This is a genomic window from bacterium (assembly GCA_036504735.1).
Taxonomy (GTDB): Bacteria; Electryoneota; RPQS01; order RPQS01; family RPQS01; genus DASXUQ01.
In genome coordinates, this window is the sequence record DASXUQ010000005.1 from 968,332 (window position 1) to 986,300 (window position 17,969).

The 17,969-nt window shown below is 54.8% G+C and carries 17 protein-coding genes; 5 read left to right on the forward strand and 12 right to left on the reverse strand.

Translation table 11 applies throughout. The features are described from left to right. Positions 1-52: 52 nt before the first annotated feature. From VGL38_05880 to VGL38_05915, 8 genes are all read right to left on the reverse strand, one after another. Positions 53-259, reverse strand: a complete 207-nt coding sequence (locus VGL38_05880; protein HEY3294944.1) for a helix-turn-helix domain-containing protein — start codon at positions 257-259, stop codon at positions 53-55. A 59-nt stretch (positions 260-318) separates the two neighbouring features. Beyond that, positions 319-1,161 (reverse strand): tyrosine-type recombinase/integrase, encoded by an 843-nt coding sequence (locus VGL38_05885; GenBank protein HEY3294945.1) that lies wholly within the window; start codon positions 1,159-1,161, stop codon positions 319-321. A gap of 364 nt (positions 1,162-1,525) precedes the next feature. Further along, on the reverse strand, positions 1,526-2,239 hold the full coding sequence (locus VGL38_05890) for a hypothetical protein (protein ID HEY3294946.1): 714 nt from the start codon (positions 2,237-2,239) through the stop codon (positions 1,526-1,528). Between the two features lie 85 nt (positions 2,240-2,324). Beyond that, positions 2,325-2,741, reverse strand: a complete 417-nt coding sequence (locus VGL38_05895) for a hypothetical protein (GenBank protein ID HEY3294947.1) — start codon at positions 2,739-2,741, stop codon at positions 2,325-2,327. A 165-nt stretch (positions 2,742-2,906) separates the two neighbouring features. After that, on the reverse strand, positions 2,907-4,628 hold the full coding sequence (locus VGL38_05900) for a hypothetical protein (GenBank protein ID HEY3294948.1): 1,722 nt from the start codon (positions 4,626-4,628) through the stop codon (positions 2,907-2,909). Between the two features lie 109 nt (positions 4,629-4,737). Then, positions 4,738-5,751, reverse strand: coding sequence for a tetratricopeptide repeat protein (locus tag VGL38_05905; protein HEY3294949.1), 1,014 nt, complete (start codon positions 5,749-5,751; stop codon positions 4,738-4,740). Positions 5,752-6,014: 263 nt separating this feature from the next. Further along, on the reverse strand, positions 6,015-8,156 hold the full coding sequence (locus VGL38_05910; GenBank protein HEY3294950.1) for a hypothetical protein: 2,142 nt from the start codon (positions 8,154-8,156) through the stop codon (positions 6,015-6,017). Between the two features lie 760 nt (positions 8,157-8,916). After that, on the reverse strand, positions 8,917-9,126 hold the full coding sequence (locus VGL38_05915) for a hypothetical protein (GenBank protein ID HEY3294951.1): 210 nt from the start codon (positions 9,124-9,126) through the stop codon (positions 8,917-8,919). 447 nt (positions 9,127-9,573) lie between these two features. On the opposite strand from VGL38_05915, the gene VGL38_05920 reads away from it, so the two are divergent. From VGL38_05920 to VGL38_05940, 5 genes are all read left to right on the forward strand, one after another. Continuing rightward, the gene (locus tag VGL38_05920) at positions 9,574-10,080 is read left to right on the forward strand and encodes a hypothetical protein (protein HEY3294952.1); all 507 of its coding nucleotides are present in this window, start codon (positions 9,574-9,576) and stop codon (positions 10,078-10,080) included. Next, a complete protein-coding gene (locus VGL38_05925) occupies positions 10,070-10,348 on the forward strand; it encodes a hypothetical protein (protein ID HEY3294953.1) in 279 nt (92 codons plus the stop codon). The genes VGL38_05920 and VGL38_05925 overlap by 11 nt, the downstream gene beginning before the upstream one ends. Further along, on the forward strand, positions 10,317-13,397 hold the full coding sequence (locus VGL38_05930) for a hypothetical protein (protein HEY3294954.1): 3,081 nt from the start codon (positions 10,317-10,319) through the stop codon (positions 13,395-13,397). Before VGL38_05925 ends, VGL38_05930 begins: the two co-directional genes overlap by 32 nt. Positions 13,398-13,800: 403 nt before the next feature. Then, positions 13,801-14,070 carry a hypothetical protein gene (locus VGL38_05935; GenBank protein ID HEY3294955.1) on the forward strand — a complete coding sequence of 90 codons (270 nt, stop codon included), beginning with the start codon at positions 13,801-13,803 and terminating at the stop codon, positions 14,068-14,070. A 572-nt stretch (positions 14,071-14,642) separates the two neighbouring features. Beyond that, positions 14,643-14,804, forward strand: coding sequence for a hypothetical protein (locus VGL38_05940; GenBank protein ID HEY3294956.1), 162 nt, complete (start codon positions 14,643-14,645; stop codon positions 14,802-14,804). A gap of 357 nt (positions 14,805-15,161) precedes the next feature. Here the strand turns inward: VGL38_05940 and VGL38_05945 are convergent, their stop codons facing one another. From VGL38_05945 to VGL38_05960, 4 genes are all read right to left on the reverse strand, one after another. Beyond that, entirely contained in the window at positions 15,162-15,368 is a 207-nt protein-coding gene (locus VGL38_05945) for a hypothetical protein (GenBank protein ID HEY3294957.1), read from the reverse strand. Beyond that, the gene (locus tag VGL38_05950) at positions 15,346-15,699 is read right to left on the reverse strand and encodes a hypothetical protein (GenBank protein ID HEY3294958.1); all 354 of its coding nucleotides are present in this window, start codon (positions 15,697-15,699) and stop codon (positions 15,346-15,348) included. The genes VGL38_05945 and VGL38_05950 overlap by 23 nt, the downstream gene beginning before the upstream one ends. 50 nt (positions 15,700-15,749) lie before the next feature. Continuing rightward, positions 15,750-16,247: a hypothetical protein gene (locus VGL38_05955; protein HEY3294959.1), complete on the reverse strand. Its 498-nt coding sequence runs from the start codon at positions 16,245-16,247 to the stop codon at positions 15,750-15,752. Between the two features lie 84 nt (positions 16,248-16,331). Next, the gene (locus tag VGL38_05960) at positions 16,332-17,963 is read right to left on the reverse strand and encodes a right-handed parallel beta-helix repeat-containing protein (GenBank protein HEY3294960.1); all 1,632 of its coding nucleotides are present in this window, start codon (positions 17,961-17,963) and stop codon (positions 16,332-16,334) included. Positions 17,964-17,969: the final 6 nt, after the last annotated feature.

Genomic DNA, 17,969 nt, shown 5'->3' on the forward strand with positions numbered 1-17,969 from the left:
TTTGGTGCCGGTTAATATCACAGAGCCCGCGAAGACGGGCTCGTCTCATTTCTTATGCCACCTTCCGTGGCGCATAGAGCTTGCGGTGCCGCTCCACGAACGCCGCCAACGCGGCTTCGGTGAAGTACACGGCATTGCGCTCGACCTGAATGCATTCGATCTTCCCCGCCTTGACCCAGCGGTGCAACGTGGATTTGCTGATGCCAAGTCGCGTGGCCGCCTCTGACGATTTCAACAACCTTATTGGGGTGTCTAGCATAGGAGTCCTTCTCTTCCAGCTAAAAACATGGGGACAAGAATCGCCCCATGTGTGCCGCATTAATACGGCAGTCTTTCCACAGTCCGGGCCAGGTGCTCCGGGCTCAGGTGACTGTAGATCATCGTGATCGAAATATCGGAGTGGCCCAGAATCGCTTGAATCGACCGCAAGTCCACACCAGCCATCGCGAGATGCGAGGCGAATGTGTGCCGCAACACGTGCAGGGAGACTCCGCCATCCAGACCTGCCCTTTTCACCGCCTGTCGAAACCGCCGCGCCAGCGTTCCGTAGCGAAGCGAGATCACATGATCTTCGCGCGACACGTTCTCAGGCAAGATACCCGTCAGAAGTGCGTGGAGCGCGTCGTTCAAAGGAATCATCCGCGACTTCCCGGACTTCGTGCGGTAATTGCCGTAACACTGCACGGTGATCACTCGGCGGTTCAGATCCACGTCTGCCCATCGCAGGTTCACCAGCTCGTTGCGGCGCATACCAGTCCAGAGGGCCACGTTGATTGCGTTCAACAGAGGAGCGTCCTGCTGAGCAGCACCTCTCAACCGCTCGATCTCGCTCGCACTAAGGAACCGCGGGTGCAGATCATGCGGAACTCGATTCAGCTTGACTCGTGTCGCGGGGTTAATCGAAACATAGCCCCGATCTGCGGCCCATGAAAACGCTGCTCTCAAGTGGCGCAAAGCAATATTTACAGAGGTAGGTTTGATCTGCTGCAACCGTACCAATCTGAATTGCTCGAAATGCTCCCTGCGGATAGCTTTAACTTCAAGGTTGCCCACTACCCGCGTGAAGTCCTTGAGAGCACTCGCGTCGGCCTGACAGGTCTTGAGCGCCTTGGTTGCGCGGGAGTATTCGAGGTAGTCCCTCGCAAAGGCCCGCAGCCTCATGGGTCCCCCCTTACCCCACTCAGGCGAGTCGCCCTCAGCCGTGTTGTGACTAGCATTTCGCTATTTGTACCTCCTCGCCGGTTCCTTGCACTTTTCTCAGATTCCTCATGCCGCCTTTCTCGCAAGCATCTCACACCGTTGATATGCGGGTGACCGACACGCCCAGATACGACGCAGCCTCGGCCGGACTGAGCCACACCTTGGGTGGCGCACGAAGGCCTGCCCGAATTTCTTCAAGCAGGCCCTGTATCCGGTCGATTTTCGCGCTGTGGTCGTCCACTATTCCCTTATGCCCGGTTTTGACGCCAGTGTACACTCGCACACGATATAGAATTTCGATCGATTGGTCGCCGCGCCCCGCGTATTACGGTGAGACCGGATCGAGGTCCAAGTAGTACGGCATTCCCGACGCTTTGAAGCGCTCCCACTCCTGCTGCGGGTCTGCATTTGCCAGACGCGCCCGCACCTTCACAAGAATTTCGTTCCGCGGCATCACCAGGTCGCGGCACCACACTCCCACCCCTTCGCGAAAGATGTCGCCCACGGTAAGACGGTAATTCCGGGCGATAACGCCAGGTGTGGGGTCGTCCTCGTACTGCCCCTCAAAAGCCCTCGCCTCTGCCCTGATCTTCTGGTGCATGGAGTAAGGTTTGACGGTAGCGTCGTAAAAGGTCATCGCGACAGCGATGCCTCGGATTAGAGACTCCTCATCCGCCAACTCTGGGCGCCAAAACCCCACCTGAACATATACGCCCCGGTACCACCATTCATCCTGTGCCGGCGACATCATGTCCTCCAAGTAGGTCGGGAGCCGATGCAGACCCAAGTAGGTCATCACATCCGGCGCGAATTCAAATGGCGAAATTGACTCCATATGGCCTTCGGCTGCGAGTTCGCCGATCAGTGCCGACGCGCTCGCTCGTCCTTCATCGTCGCGGTAGAAAAGAGTCACCCCAGCAGCAGCTTCGGCCGGCGCCGACCGATTGTACATGTCCTCGAGTTCGTCATCCGGATCCAGGTTGAATTGGTAGATGCCGATATCCTCGTCATCATCGAGAATCGGGAAAAGTTCTTCCATGGGAATTCTCCAGTTTTGGTTGTGTTTCAGAAATTGACAGTGAACTAAGTTTTCGAACGAGAAAATGTGGCGGTGAGGCGCGCCGCTACGCATTAGGTGGATTAGAGCCCACGCCCTTCGCCTTCCGGGGCGTGATCTCGGCATTCGTAACCACGATGGCAAGAAAGCCGTTGTGTTTCGGGTGCAGTGTGACTTCGCGGCCGATCAATCCGCCGAGAGTGTCTACGCTATGATGCCGGAGGACTTCGGCCACCGTACTCGTATGCAATATCTGGCCATTGAAATCCCGTCGCAGCCACAGACCGCGTGATTCAGACCCCTTGCCAGAACGTTCTACCCAAGCGCTATCTACGATGTACTTCAGCTTATCCTCCCCCTCCACTGTCAGGATTACCTTCGGGGACAACTTGCCAGCCCCGTCGCGGCGCTGTTCAACGCTGACCTCCAACACAACCCCCGCGCGTGACATCGTCCCCACCTTCAAATCCAGGATGTTTTCCATGATGATTCTCTCCTTGTTGGTTGTAAGAAACCCTTGTTCGACCCCTGATGGCTTGCCATCCCCCCGCCCTTCCCGCGTAGGTGAGCGGTTTCGCGAGGATGGCAAGATGGAAACTTGACAAATTGCATCCGTAAGTCATTACCGCAAAAGCAAATCACCATCTTTTCATTTTCGCACGCGAAACTTCCCGTGCTCGCGTTTGTCGGCCACCTCTGCCAAGTCCCGTCGGATCGTTGAAGCGGAGAACTCGGCGTCGAATTTCTTGCACACAGCCGCTCGGACCTCCTCGGCAGTCACGTCCGTGTCGGAGAAGGTCTCACGGATAAACCGCCGGCGGACATCGATTTTGGCCTCGGAACCCGCCTGCCGCCATGATTCCGGCGTTGTGAACGCCTCGATATTCGAGAGGAACTCCATTTTCACCGCAATGAACTCGAACGCCTTGCCCACGTCTTCACGCGTCGCGACGGACCGCGCGTTGCCGCGCGCGATGGCGAAAATCAGCTTGTCGACGCTATTCGAAAGCCGCGTCTGGAAATCACCCAGCAGCTTGAGTTGCTCCCGTCGGTCTCGGTTCTCATCGAGCAGCGCCTGCTGCTTCTCACGAATGTACTGCACAACCTCGGCTGGAATCTCCACCTCAGCATATTTCGACCGAAGGTAGGCCACCAACACCTTTAGCTGCCTTTCGACCGCATCTTGAGCTTTCACGGAAGGGTAGCGGGCGGTGTGCTGAGCACCGTCGTGCATGTCCAGCGCGATCTCTGCCTGCCGCTCGGTATCGCGCGGAATCTCGATCGCGAAATCGAATCGGCTCAGCACGTTTATCGAAAGCCCGAGATCGCGCAGGCGCGCATGTCCGCTGTCTACGCCCTCCGACTCAGATAAGTAAACATCGCTGTGTTTGTTCATGTCGATGTGAACGGCGGTCAGCGCGTGATGAGTGCGCTTCGCAGCGGTCGAGTCAATAACTTTACCGTCCTCCATTGCCATCGACAACACGCCCATAACCTCCTTTTTTACGTTGTCTGGAACGTGGTGAAAATCCTGCACAGCGAAACAGCCGCGATGCGCCTGCGGGATAAGGCCGGGCTCCGATGTCCAGCCGCCGTCTTTGCTGACCGCACGACCCGCGATGCCCGCCACACTTATCTTTGCCGGGTGCGCCTCCGTGAATACCGGATTCAGGATCTTCGCCGCTTCGACCAGCAATTTTTTGCCCACGGCTGGCGAGCCGACGAACAAGTTGTGAAGCCGATGCGGTAGCGACCGTTTGGAGTCGTATCCGTCGGACACCGACTGGAGGATAACGGCGGAAAGGCTGCGGTCCAAGTGTGGCGCCTTCTCAATCCCCCTGATGCCGATCGACTTGATCAGTTGATCGCGGATATAGGCCATCAGAGCGCCATCTTTTCGGGACAGCTTCTTCACCCGCTGTTCCGCGGCCAAGGTTTCCTCCGGCGTTGCCATGATGATCTGGAGGGGATCATCGGACAGGGCCACATCCGCCAATAGAAACCGGTAGTCCAACCCGGTAAACTTCCCGCCAGAGCTAAACGTGGGAAGGGTCACGGGACAGCCGAGAAAGTCCAGCATGTGGTGGCTGTGGAACATCTCGGGAAGGCGCCGGACAAGGCCATCGTCCACGATGGTCGCAGTGCGAATTTCGTCCGCGGACGTGTCCGCAATCGTCAGAGTCATCTTGTCCGCCAGTTCGCCCTCGAAATGAAACGGGACTACCGAAGAGATCGCCTTCATGTGGCCGCGGATCCTGCACGCCGCACCAAGTGCCTCCTTGCGCCGAATCTGTGACAGGCTGCTATACCCGATGGCGCTCCACTGGGCTCGGTTGAGGTGCTGCGCAGCGACGGCGATGTTGTCGCTCACACTTTCGGCTTCCGGGACGGCCTCAGTCACCGTGGCGCAGAGCACCCGAGTTTCCAAGTCGGTCACGCGCCGGACGGCGCTCGGTGTTGATTGTGCGCTTTTCATCGTGTTAGTTGGCGGCCGCTTTCAGCTCATCGACGTGCTCGATGGTCTCAATAATTGCGAGAACATCCACCCTATCGGCGTTTGAAATGTACGCCTTAAATTCCTCGATGGCGTCCGGGATCAGCCCTTCTTCTTCAAGGCACTCTGCAAATTCGAGATGCGCATCCGCGTACAACGGATCCAGCGACAGCGCCGCTCGGAACTCTGCCAGGGCATCAGACCGCTTGCCCAATTCGCAGAGGATCTGCCCGCGGACAAGATGCGCCGACGAATAGTCGTTATCAATGGCAAGGGCCTTGTCGGCCGCGTCCAAGGCCAAATCGGTGAGACCGGCGCCCGCATGAAAGTAAGCCTCCGCGAGGAAAGTGTATCCCTCGGGACGCGAAGTATCAAGACGATGCGCCATTTCAACATCGGCCTTCATTCGCACGTCATCTTCGTCTGCCCGGCACAGTTTTGCTCGCAGCAAATAGGCATCGACGTTCGCCGTGTTCTTGGCAATCGCCCTTTCGACGTCACGGAGCGCTTTCGTCGCAGCACCCAGATCATAATAGGCACGTCCCCTACGGATCAGTGCATCGTCAACCATTTTCTTGTTTCGGATATCCTTGGTGGCCTGCTGTATGATTGACATCAGTTCGGTGCGGGGTTTCACGTCGCTTTCGCGGGAAGCCAAACGGACAGAATGGTTCTTGGCAAGGAGGTTCATGGCGGTCGAGAAATCCGCCTGCGCCTTGGCATCATCATCGAAGAAACTGCTCGAGTAGCACAGCCCACGGATAGCAAACGCCTTCGGGTCGTCGGGATTCAACTCGATGGCTTTCTCGACGTCGCGCATCACCGCCTCATCATAGCCATCGTCGAGGTAGAGCAGAGCACGCGCTACATAGGCCTTCGGATCGGTCGGGTTCTTGGCGATCATGTCAGTGGCTCTGGCCAATTCCGCGTCGAAAGGGTCTTCCTGCGAAAGGGCCTTCTGCACCTCTACGGTGCTGAGCGTTTTGGTCGTCCTGGTCACTTTTGTCTCCCATGGTTCTGGCATTACCTATTATCGTGCAATTGCGGAATTTCGGCCGCACGAATTCCTCTATGCGCCAATATACCGAATCTCATGGCCGAAGTCAACCCAACTAATTGTTCTTGAACTACTTACGCGTGACACCTTACGACGTTGGGTGCCGCGCGGTGCACAGATCCAAAAAACACGCCTCTTTGGGCGCCAGTCGAGGCAACAAAAAAACCCGGCGCTGGCCGGGCTGTGGTCGGGAAAACGCAAAGTGTTTACGGGTACACGAAACTGAGTTCGTCGTCAGTCCAGCGATCCAGCTCCGCCGGCTGCTCCACATCAAACCCCGCCAATCCCCACTGACGAAGACTATCCTGAAGGTGCGCTACTTGGTTACCGAGCGGCTCCCGAATCCGTTTTGGAGTCGACTTTGATTCGGCCCTTTTTGACTTGGGCTCTGTCACCTTGGTCAGTTTTTCTCTCAGTGCAGGCCTGTCAAAACCAAGCCAGTGAATGGCATCGCTCCTGGTGATTCGCTTCTGCCCACTTATTTGCTTGACCACAAGCCTGGCAACGCATTTACCCACAATGGCGGGGCACCCTGTATTTCGCTCCATCACCCTTACGGCCAGTGTCTTACCGAGTGAGCCCTGATCCGCAATCTCATCAAGGATTTCACGCGCTTTCGGCCGGATTACTCGATCCCGAATTGTGTGCGTGTTCCGCTCGTTCCGCCAATCCAGCAGTTTCTCATAATCAGACTTGAAATCGTCGTTCCACTCCAAGCCAAACAAGGGAATGCACCATTCGCATTCCTCGAATGCAGGAACACGTGGACGCTGTGCAATGTCCCACCAGTTGCGATATTTCTGCAGGCGATCAGGCTCCAACGATATATCCGGTACAAGGAGCCCGAAACGAGAGTACTGGTGCTGGACGAAATCCGTACCTAACGAGGCTCTCATCATGTTGGCGACAGCATATGCCGCGCCGTACATTGGCTGGCTGAAGAGCGCTTCGTCCTTGAACCTGAAATTCAAGCCGTACTGATTACGCATCCATGTCCCTAATTCCGGGTACGTGCGAGGAGCTTTTGGGCTATCCTGCATTTGAATGAATATCTGACAGGCCTCGCCAAAACTCAGATGACAGTCAGGCGCGATCAACGCTGCCGCGCGCGCTAAGTGCTGACAGGACTCAGCTCCGAAACTGTCCAGCTTAGCGATTACCGGTAAAAGGATGCGAGCCGCCCGATGAACTACCGGTGCAGGCACACCCCGTGAGAAGAATGCAAAATACACGGGCAACATGAGATCGATCGCCGCTTTGGCCATGAAGGGATTTCGGGAATCCATGCAAAGAACGCGGAGGCGCCGCAACGATTCCGCGTCTTCCTGCAGAGGGTCGATCTCACCCAAGTCGTTTCCTGGCATTAGCACAGGAAGCATCTCCCATAACATGCTGAGATCGCTCACATCCGCACGTTCCAACACCTCGTTGAGTTTGACTGCGTTAACAAATTCATCGGTGCATTGATCGTGAGTGTTCCATTTCAGCCGCTCGTTCTCGTGAATCAGTCGCGTTGCCCTCGGCAGGTTCCGGCGAATATTCCACACGCGGCGAAAGGGACTCACGCTTACTGGAGATGTGGCTTCACGATATTCAGAGCCGATCCCCATCTCTACCGGCAATGGAACAACCGCGCTACCAAGTTCGGTCAGCCTTCTTGTGTCCGCATGCTCAATCGCCGCACTGTAACTATCGGCGAGGTTGAGAGTTCTCGGGCGGAACAGATATTGAGCCTCAGACCTCAGCTCTGCAACTTGGTGCAGCAATTCGACGAATTGTTCGTCGCGGCCGACTCGAAATGCAAGGTGTCCTTCTAGCAGATTGCGACGTATATCCATGAAGAGCCGATTTGCTGTTGCGAATCCTCCGTGGCTGACAAGGTCCCTGATCTCCGCGATGCACGCCCGCAATCTCATCTGGGTTGCCACCAAACAGGATTGCCATAACGCATGCACAGACACGTGAATTTGCGCTACCGTTGCTCGTTCCAGAAACGACAACTCCAAGTCACGTTTCTGCCACTGGAATAACCTGAGCGCCATCTGATAGAGAAGAGGTGGGTCTTCGACCCAAGGATCGGGTAACTTGTGAAGCTCGCGAGTCAGCGCTGTCACCATTCTCCTTTTCGTGAGCAGCGGCTCGCACTCCCGGAGCAAACTGCGTACTTCGAGTGCTTGCGTAAGCAGGTCAGATGGACATGGCCAGAAATCTTCCAAGTACGCATCCTTCTTGGGTTCTGCGCCACCAGAAACTGCCAAAGCACCGCGTTGCGCGCGCGGTCCAGCAACAATGCTGTTGATGACTGATGTAAGATTGTAATCAGGTTCACTTAGGTCGTAGCGGACCATAGGTATCTCTAGATCATTTTATGGAAGGGCATGCTGCGCGCCGCATCAGCAGAAATTTTCCCGTTGTCTGACCATTGCACTGTCAGAGCGTCCACTAACGAATGCAGGAGACTCTTGTGCATTTCCTCTGCGTCCACTTAGTTCGCCCATGTGTGGTCGTCTGTGCTTCCGAAAAATCCTCAGTCAAATCGATGACTGTGCCTATCGTGTTGAAGTTTATTCAAGGCCGGTCGGCGGCACACGTGTTCTTCAACATCGAGATGTGGTTGCACTGGGTATCCAGTTCGTCTATGTTACCCAGCCTGGCTCCATAATTAAGTTGTTTAGGATCACAGAGTCAAGTGTTACCGGCAATTCTGAAAATAGACTTTTCGCCGTCGTGGGCATCATGGCGTCGTGTGACCTCGGGATGCAATTTGTTCTTGACATTCGCAATGATCTCCTGTTCCGCACTGCGGCGTTTGACCCACCGCCGTCTCTTTCGCTGGCCCATGCCTTCCAGGCTGAAGACATGATACGCATGAAGGCCGGTCTCTCGGCCAATCGACGGAAGTCCCGGCGCGCATTATACCACTTGCAAGCACCGACATTGTTTATTCGAAAGTTAACCTTGACACTCTGCCAAACTGGGTCCGATTCGCTCGTCATCCGGCCTGGCCGACGGAAAATGCCCCAGTTAGGCTTTCGGGAAACATAAGAAAGTCAATCAGGAGAGAAGGAAGCCATAAGCGAGAAAAGCCAGCGCAATCGCTGGCTCGATTCATTCCCAGGCACTGCCGGGGATTCGCTTCTTGAAGCAATCGCCGGCTGGCTCCGGCCAATCCCAGTCAAGGCTGGCCAGAAACAGATCGCGCGCTAGTTCGGTCGCAACGGCGTGAAGCGGATGGCCCTCGGGGATTTCGGCGGTGATCACCGGTGTTTGGTCAAGGGAATCGCGGGAATTCACGATCTTGGGAGAGAAATGGAACATGGAAAGCCTCCTTTATTAGCTTATTCCGGAAACGGCAAAGAACCGCCTTTGCGCGGTCGGAGATATTGTCGTTTTTGGGAATAGTGGAGACTCTGCGCCCGGAGGGGAAATGGGCGGTTTGGTAGGGGTTGGATTCTACGAAAAAGTCCGCGAAAAGTCAAGCGACTTGCAATCGCCTCTGGTTTTGATTATATTGTAATATGGGTGGTGTTCTTGACAATTTATGGCACTTGATTATATTTGAATAGTCAGGCCGCCCGTCCCCCCAAGACTACCTAGCCAAACACGAAAGGGACCTATCTGCCCTGACGACTAGCAAACCCATAGACGATCGACTACCTACGACAGACCGAAGAGCGAGCGCATTCGGATATTCTCGTTTTCTCAAACGACCGAATCGCGCGTATTACCCGCGACTTCTTCGCCTATGAAATGACACGTATGTAGATGATCCCTTACATTCAGAATTTCCAGGCCGGAGTCGCATTGACTGCCGGCTTTTTTATGGCCGGCATGTTCCAACAAACGATATGGAGATTAGAAATGGAACAACCGACAAAACCGTCCACGTGGAGCGAGCAAGTGAAGTGGGACTACATTGTGGACAGAGCCCGAGAATTACTGCAGAGACTTCAGCAAGCAGGGGCACAATTTTACGCATACGGTGCATGCGACGTAATGCTTCTCCGCGGACAATTAATTGATCTCTCACGCACGTCAGAACTTCTGCTGGTTCTGAAATCATGCCTGCAAGAAGATCAAAGACGTTATGCACGAGAGGTGGCGCAGAACATACACTTTTTCGCGAAGCAGTCGATGCAATGCATTCCCTGTTCCGAAGAAGGGGCTGGAGGAATACGAAATTACCTGTCGTTTCGCGATCGCATTCGCATCATGGAATACTTCGAAAGCGAACGACTTTCTCAAACACAAGGAGACACAAATGAAGACTAAGGATTACGGGATTAACTGCCTTCTGGCATCCAACCACTGTGAGATGGTAGGACATGAGATTGACCCGCGGGGTCAAGTATGGATCGAATGGCGCGACACAGAGCTTGCTAACAAGCTCGTACGAGACTTCTACAGCGGCAGCGCGACAGTAAACGTGGCTGATTTTATGAGCAGCCTCAAACACATCAAAACACTTATTTTCAACCTGAGGAGACAAGCATATGGAGATAGAGAATATGAACTTCATAGACGAGAATTTACTATGTAATGAAGAAGCGCAGGCAAAGACCCTGCTGACCACAGGCATGCCGTCCATGAACGGTTGCCACGCTGATCATAGTCATGATGACCTTACCGAAGAAATCTTAGAGAAATTTGTCAGCCGTGACGATTGCGTCGGACAGGCCACTACCATGTCGACGCCAGTATCCGGCCGGGCGGACGTAGTAAAGAGATTACAAAAACACCTCTCCGGAGAGCTCCGGCTAGGACTCTACGATCTTCTGCCTGACGGAACCGCCCAGTGGGCCGTCGTAGAATTTGAAGATCACGATGGTGATACCGCCTGGGAAGACATTTGTCTGGCGAACGCGTTCCGTTACCAGCAAGAGCTCAAAGCTTTGGGCATTCCCAGTCTTCTCGAGCGTAGCAAGAACCTGAACGGAAGATGCTACCACCTGCATATCCGCCTTGATGAACCATTATCGGCCCGGCTCATCCGCGATAGTTTGCGCGATTTAGGCCGGAAGCTATTCGGCCCCTTCCAGAATGAGATCTTTCCCAAGGGGGATAACGGCATCGGACACTTCGTGTGGCTGCCCCTCTTTGGAGGCGCTGAAGATACCATTTACAATAAGTCCCGCGAAGGCCGTCGGGGAGGTGGTGTGCCAACTAGCCGAACCGTGTTCATCGATGAAACCGGTGCCGTGTACGCGGATCAGCGCGCAGCGCTTAACGCTTGGGACGCTGCTAACGCCAAGCAATTTGCCGACAGGATGCTGCCGTTGCAGGCACACACGACTGCACCAGCGTCGTCGTCAAAGCAGGGTACCGGTATCGAACAGAACCAGCCAGGGCTGGAGAAGATGGAAGCGAATTGCCCCATCATCAAGAAATGGGTCGAGAGCCCCATTGGCTGGCGTTATGATCACTGGCTTGGGATTGCAAGCAACTATGTCGTCTTCAAAGGCGGGTGGGAACGCTTTGTTGAGCTTAGCCGCAAGGACACGGCGAACTTCAGCCAGCGGGAGATCGACCGCATTCTTGATGAAGTGCTGGCTTTCCATGGACCGCAGACGTATGAGAAGTTCCGTGAACAAGGTCTGGAATTCGAGCTACCCGCAGGGTCACCGAAAGCGCCCGCCGGCTGGCGTACTTGTGTGGATCTTGACGCCTTACTTGGTAGGATCCTTGCCGCCAAGGGCAACGAGCAGGAAGAACTGACGGCAGACTGCTTCCGGGAGGAATTTCCTGTACTCTCGGCCGGGAAGCAGGATCGGCTCTTGGCCGATCTGGAGAAGCGCGGTGGAATCCCCGGCACCGACCTGCGACGCATGGCGCGCGAATCACTGAAGGTGTCATGCCTGGTCGGTCGTGATCTCAGAGAGTTGCTGCCGCGCTTGCGGGTGCTCGGAGCGACGCCCGAGGATTTAGGCGAAGTGATCTTCCGCTGGTTCACCGAGAACGGCGGAAAGTGCTATCGCGACAGGGACCATATCGGTTATCTCGTCTGGAAGGACAAAGCCTACGAGATTGGCCCCAACCAGCCCTATCGCTCCTTGCTGTGGGAGGTGGCCCGTATTACCGACAAGGGTATTGACTCGCAGAAGATGCTCGCAGCGATTTGTGCCGAGGTGGATCTGAAAGCCAAGGTCGTGGAGTTCTTCACGTGGCTGCATTCCGATACCTCTAATCATGTTCTCTACTTGCACCCGAACCGCCATGATGACCAGTTGGTGCAGGTGGACTGCACCGGAGTTCGTCTGGTTCCGAACGGTAACAATGACCACGAAGTCATCCTGACCGCACCCACCAAAATGAAACCCGCAGATCTGATTCCGATGGACGATGCCGGCTACAAGGCTGCGTGGCAGGACTTCAACCGGCTCATACTACAGAACATGGCGTCCTCACGCTCCAACCAGCTGATGGCAGCTTGTTGGGCAATTTGCTATCCCTTCATGGATTATGTGAAATCCTGCCCTCACTTGCGGTTCGAAGGCCGCACCAAACGGGGAAAAACCCGAGCGATGGACCTTATAGGCTACTTCATCTACGGAGACCAGCAGTACACGACATCAGCGACTACGGCATCGATCTTTTCAAACGCTTCCGTGAATCCGCTCTTCATGTACGACAATCTGGAAACGAAGAACATCACCCAAGAGATCTCCGATTTGCTGCTGACCATAGTAAGCGGCGGGCAACGCGAGAAGCGCGACATGACCACCGCCCACGGGGTGATCGAGGAACGAACGCATTGTCTGGCTTGCACGACCGGCATCGAAAACCTGAATCTGCCCGAGCAGATCAACCGAACGCTGACGATCCCCGTGGACCATTATGAGTACAGTTCCCCAGGTTGGTCGGACCGCATGTATGAGTTAATCAAGGCCAAGCGCTCGGAAATGTTCACAGCTCATATGCGGATTGTGTCACGAGTGTTATGCCGTATGTCACTGGGCGAGATGGAAGCGCGCGTTGACTGGATTCGGGCTCGCTTTCCCAAGGATCATGACAAGGACAGGGTGAACAGCTATCTGGCATTGATGACTTTGGTCGCTGAAGAACTTCTGCCAATCATCGAGCCGCAACTGCGTGTAGATGATTTGCTGGTGACTTGGATTCAGGACCAAGATGAAAGCGGCGGTGAAACCGCTCGCGAGTCGAGTCCAATTGTCATGTATCTGGAAGCGCTTCACAAGAAGGCGAAGCGGATGAAGGTCACGGATTCGGATGATGTGCTTGGCCAGGACTGGCCTTACAATGTAGACTGTAAGAAACGCGAGGACGGCCACTATACTATGTCCGGAATTGGCGCTGATTTCTTGTTGTCCTTTGGTCAGATTGCCCGTGAAAAGGGCCAGACGGCGCCGTATAAGAATGCGCAGCAGTTTGTGCGACGGTTGAAGGATGCGGAAGGCATCTTGAAAGATCGAGGGATTACGTTCACATCGCGCAAGAACCGGGAAGATGTTTCGGTCTACACTTTCGAATTCCCGGCACCGGAACAGAAGCCGGCGTCAACCGGTGGCGGCGAGTCGAACGCGCCGAAGAAGACATATCCAGCAGACGTGCTGGAGCCCTGCGAAAAGTAGTGTTGTTGTGCTGGAAGTGCAGGGATTGAATTCCGATCCCTGCATAATCCCTGCACCAATCCCTGCATACATAACTATAATAAAATATTTTACTTAACTAATATTTGCAGGGATTGAAGGGATCGAATTGAAAAAGATGTATATATAGAGAAGAGAGAAAACAGCCGCTTTTCCTTCTTCCCATATAGACACACCTTTCCCAAAACAATCCCTGCAATCCCTGCATTTCACATTTAATTTATTACAATTACAATACTTACGCTTGCCGGGATCGTGCAGGGATTGCCATTTGGATCCCTGCGTATTCCGGCTAATCACTACTACGTCGAAGCCGCATTTTGGGAGGCGGCTGTAACGTCACCCCATGTCCAAAAGGCACCAAACCACAGAAAGAAAAACACCCATGAACCTTCCACTACAACCACTAGCGCAGCAGCTTATTAAGCTGGGCGCGCGAAAACCCAAGCGACTGACGCTTGCCGATGTATTCGGCGTTCGAAAAACACAATGGCATCCAACACCGGACCCGCCTGTCAAACCGGACGTTGACTACCATCCCGAAGAAGAACGAAAGCCACAGGCTCCGCATTTCACCGGCATGTGGCTTGACCATTGGAGCCACTGGGGTGACGTGAAAAACCCGATCGGATCGCCGATGGAAAGCGGCGCATGATGCCTGATCCGAAGGATTTTGTCTAGTCGTGCCCGCCCGGCTTCCGACTCAGACAGAGTAATCACAGCACGTTAAGAGTTGCTCCAGAGCTGCACTAGACAAAAAGACAGACAAGACACATCTGGCTAGTCTTCCCAGATGTACTATGTCCTATCCGAGCATATAATCGGACTCTACTCTGTAGCCGAGTTCCAAATTCTGTCTATTTTGTCTTGTTGGATCATTTGAGACATTAAGAATAAAGATAATAACATCTTAACGTTGTGGGAGACTAGACAAAAGTAGCCAAACCGACCCCTAAATTTGTCTAGAGTTGTCTTGTCTCACTCTGAAGAGTGCAAATGCGGAAATTCCCCTTTTATGACTTTGTCTAGTCCATATCTCCAAATTTCCATTTTCCCACCTTGGGGAAATGCTAACTTCACCACTTTGACGTAAAGGGCCCTGCTTGGACCGTAGTAGCGCGGCTTGGCTACGAGCACCCAATTGTGGTCAGTAGTTAGAAGCTGGCTCTGCGGGGCTACAGACAAGCAGTTCAGCCACTCTACGCAGCCGATACCACCCCGCCGCCCATGAACTATTTACTGAAAGCCATCCGGCCGGATACGGACCACGTGCAGAACGATCTGCGCACACCACAAGGCACCGCGTATACGGCGATGTGGCTTGATGACTTTGCCCTCTACGGCGATGTCAAAGACCCGCTCGGATCACCCATGGAATCGGGCGCATAAAAAGAATCCCAGTCTGATGAAGATTGGGATTCTCTCTTTTCGGGATGGGTGGGATCCATGCCCTTAAATCATAGGAAAGCATGCTTTGTTGAAGGTCCAGCGCTGAAACTGAACCCGTCAGGATCTCCCAACCTCAGCCCATAGGCTCTCTTCCCAACCCGGTCTCGAAACGGCTGTCAGAATTTTTTTTGGATTTTTCCACAAGTCACACAATCAAGGTTGGATCCCCGAACATTCACCGCGCGAAAGCGAAGTTATTAGCGAAATCAACCGCATCATAAGATAAAGAAGAAAGCCCGCACAAGCGCGCCTTCTTCCCTCCCAGAAGCCTTGGTTTCACCGCTGGGGCTTCTTATTTTATCCCTCTCCAGCCACGCCCAACATCGCCCCCAGCACGTCCATATCTTCGCCGCCATTAGCCAGAGAGTCAAGCAACAAGGCGCACCAAAACATGTGCTCTTTTAGCGGGTGCCCCAGCGGCACGTGAAACGGAATGACTGGAACCGCATCGAGCGAGTCGCGATTGTTGACTACGCGCACATCATCGGGCCAAAGTGTTGGCACGAACTACCTCCCCATCTTGAACCCATACGGCGATCACTGACCTCCCTGGCATTCCGAAGGTGAAGTAGCCTCCATGCTGCTTATAGTACCGCGTCGTTCCCACTGCAGGATCGAATGCCGCGTGACCGCAGGCCCACGCCAGCGCAGCATCATAATCCGGAATCAGCTTGGCTATGCGGTCCAGCAGAATAGTACGGCCGACATCCAGAGCTGCGATACCCGCATCCATGCGATCCAGCACCGCTTGCGGGGCAACGCCCGCGGCCATAGCACGTTCTCTCTCGATCCGCCGCAGCTCAACTTTCTCCTGGCGGCGTCGGCGAATCAGCATGATCACTTCCAGCGAAAGGCCCTCGAATTCTCCTGGTTTCTCGGGTGAGATCAATGGGTAGTCCGTGCGGCCTCCGTCGAAGCTTCGATGGCCTCTGCAGGCGTAAGCTCACCCGCAATAACGCGTCGGATGAACGGGGCGTGTTCCCATGTGCGCCAGAAACTGGTATGCAGCCAGTGCCTTAGCGCCGCAAAGCCAGGCTCGATGCCATCACAACAAATGCTGGTGCTGAATCCTACCCGGCCACCGGGAGTGTACTCCATCTCCAAGTACCCGTGCCAACACGCGAAGTTCGCCCGCGCTACATACTCCGCCATCACGGCCAGCTTGTCTTCCGGTACCTGTAGCAGCGGATAGGTCCAGACCGCTAGAAGCTTCGCGGGCAAATAGCCGGAGAGCTCCCAGTAGAATAACTCCCCGTCAATCTCCACACTCTGGTGCAGGTCGAAGATCTTGTTGTCGGTGCCGCCACGATACCGCAGTTCAGAATGGCGCACCCCCAACTCATCGAGAAAATCCAGCAACCTCTGGGCAAACGGATCAATCATGCCACCTCCTGTTTACCTCTTATGCCTTAAAGAAGAAGCCGGCGATAGACACCGGCTCCTTCAAGTGGTCCATTACGAGCGGAGTTACCGCTCAAGCGCTCCGTCAGATCGAGCGGGTACATCCGCTGTGACGCGGTAGAAGTAGGTTGGTTGGGTGTTTAGAATGTAGGGATGGGTGAACGTGTTTGTGGTGGCGTAGCCAAAAGGTGTAAATGGCCCCGAGGGGCTCACGGAACCGTACACCACATAGACAACGTCTTCCACAGGACGTCCTGTGATGGAATGCGTCACAGGTGCCCAATCTAACCGAATGCCGTTAAGCGGGCCTTTCTGCGCTACGAGACTGTCCACGGGGGGCAAGATCACCTGCGCCTGTCCCTGAAGCGGAATTCGATACGTGCTGTCGCACGGCTGGACTACCGATAGTTCCAGCGTATCAGCGAAGGCTCCGGAAGATGCAGGCAGGAAGCGTACCCGACAGTCATAATCGGAGAAGGGTGCGATTTGACCCCCCAGCCCGTTGGTATCTACCGTGAATACCGGCGAAATTTGCCGAACCATGCTTAGGGGAATGGCCTGCGAGGTCGGGTTGAATAGGGATAGCGACAGCGTCGAATCATTGCCCAAGTCCAGCAACCCAAACTCCAGAGAGAACGGGTTGACCATCAGTCCACAATGGGTGAATGGATATGCCCCGATATCGGCTCGAGTTGAGTCCGGGTCGCGCGGTGAGTCGGGATCCCCTGCATCAATGCACGGCGATGTGGCTAGTAGATGGAAATCACGGTTCGCAAGGTCGGTTATCGCGGGATCAGTGCTGATATTGCCAGCGCCTGGATACCCGTCCGGAACGTCGGAATAGCTGCACGCTACGGAGCCGTCCTGGATCCAGATGGCCGAGTCAGTAGTTGCTTGATTTCCCCACACAATACAGTTTCGTAGCGTTGGCTGTCCGCCCAGGACTACCGCCAAAGCACCTCCCTTTGAGTGCACGGGACCTGATGCCGTGTTCCCGATGAAGTCACAGTTGACAAACAGCGGCGCCGAGGATCGGCAGTAGACGCCTCCGCCATTATCGGCACTGTTACTGCTGATCACGCACCGTTCAAAACGCGGGGATGAATTGGGCCAAACGGATATGCCGCCTCCCGCCCCGTCGTCGAGCGCAACATTGTCTGCGATGGTCGTATTCAGGATCAGGGGCGAGCAGTCTTTGATGTTGATCGCGCCGCCGTCATAGCGGGACGCGTTGTGCGTGAGCAGAGAGTGTGTGACGACAAGCGGTGAGTTCTCGCAGTCAATCCCTCCACCGTAATAGTCGTAGAAGGGATTGCTACCGCCTTCCGCATGTCCCCATTCTATGCGACAATAAGCCAGACGGGACGTGTCTCCCGCATTCAAGAACCTTATCCCCCACCACTTGCTTTCCTCTGTAGGAAAGGCGCGCGTGAACATGATCGAATCCTGTTCTGTTCCCATGGCCTGCAGATTACCGTTCACGATGAACTTGTAATGGCCGGCGAACAACACGTTAACTCCGGGCTGGATGGTCAGCGTTTGACCGGTAGGCACCGTCACGTCACAGGTTACGTTGTAAGGGGACCCGGCGATGTCCCACAAACCCGCGGCGATACCGCAGACATCTGTCGCGTTGGCCGAATCCCGGCTGATAAGCATCAGGGCACACAGAACTACAAACGTCTTTAAGCATTTCATATGGAC

Coding starts and splice junctions, on each gene's coding strand:
- VGL38_05880 (HEY3294944.1), bottom strand. CDS start 259: ATGCTAGACACCCCAATAAGGTTGTTGAAATCGTCAGAGGCGGCCACG.
- VGL38_05885 (HEY3294945.1), bottom strand. CDS start 1,161: ATGAGGCTGCGGGCCTTTGCGAGGGACTACCTCGAATACTCCCGCGCA.
- VGL38_05890 (HEY3294946.1), bottom strand. CDS start 2,239: ATGGAAGAACTTTTCCCGATTCTCGATGATGACGAGGATATCGGCATC.
- VGL38_05895 (HEY3294947.1), bottom strand. CDS start 2,741: ATGGAAAACATCCTGGATTTGAAGGTGGGGACGATGTCACGCGCGGGG.
- VGL38_05910 (HEY3294950.1), bottom strand. CDS start 8,156: ATGGTCCGCTACGACCTAAGTGAACCTGATTACAATCTTACATCAGTC.
- VGL38_05915 (HEY3294951.1), bottom strand. CDS start 9,126: ATGTTCCATTTCTCTCCCAAGATCGTGAATTCCCGCGATTCCCTTGAC.
- VGL38_05920 (HEY3294952.1), top strand. CDS start 9,574: ATGATCCCTTACATTCAGAATTTCCAGGCCGGAGTCGCATTGACTGCC.
- VGL38_05925 (HEY3294953.1), top strand. CDS start 10,070: ATGAAGACTAAGGATTACGGGATTAACTGCCTTCTGGCATCCAACCAC.
- VGL38_05930 (HEY3294954.1), top strand. CDS start 10,317: ATGAACTTCATAGACGAGAATTTACTATGTAATGAAGAAGCGCAGGCA.
- VGL38_05935 (HEY3294955.1), top strand. CDS start 13,801: ATGAACCTTCCACTACAACCACTAGCGCAGCAGCTTATTAAGCTGGGC.
- VGL38_05940 (HEY3294956.1), top strand. CDS start 14,643: ATGAACTATTTACTGAAAGCCATCCGGCCGGATACGGACCACGTGCAG.
- VGL38_05950 (HEY3294958.1), bottom strand. CDS start 15,699: ATGCTGATTCGCCGACGCCGCCAGGAGAAAGTTGAGCTGCGGCGGATC.
- VGL38_05955 (HEY3294959.1), bottom strand. CDS start 16,247: ATGATTGATCCGTTTGCCCAGAGGTTGCTGGATTTTCTCGATGAGTTG.
- VGL38_05960 (HEY3294960.1), bottom strand. CDS start 17,963: ATGAAATGCTTAAAGACGTTTGTAGTTCTGTGTGCCCTGATGCTTATC.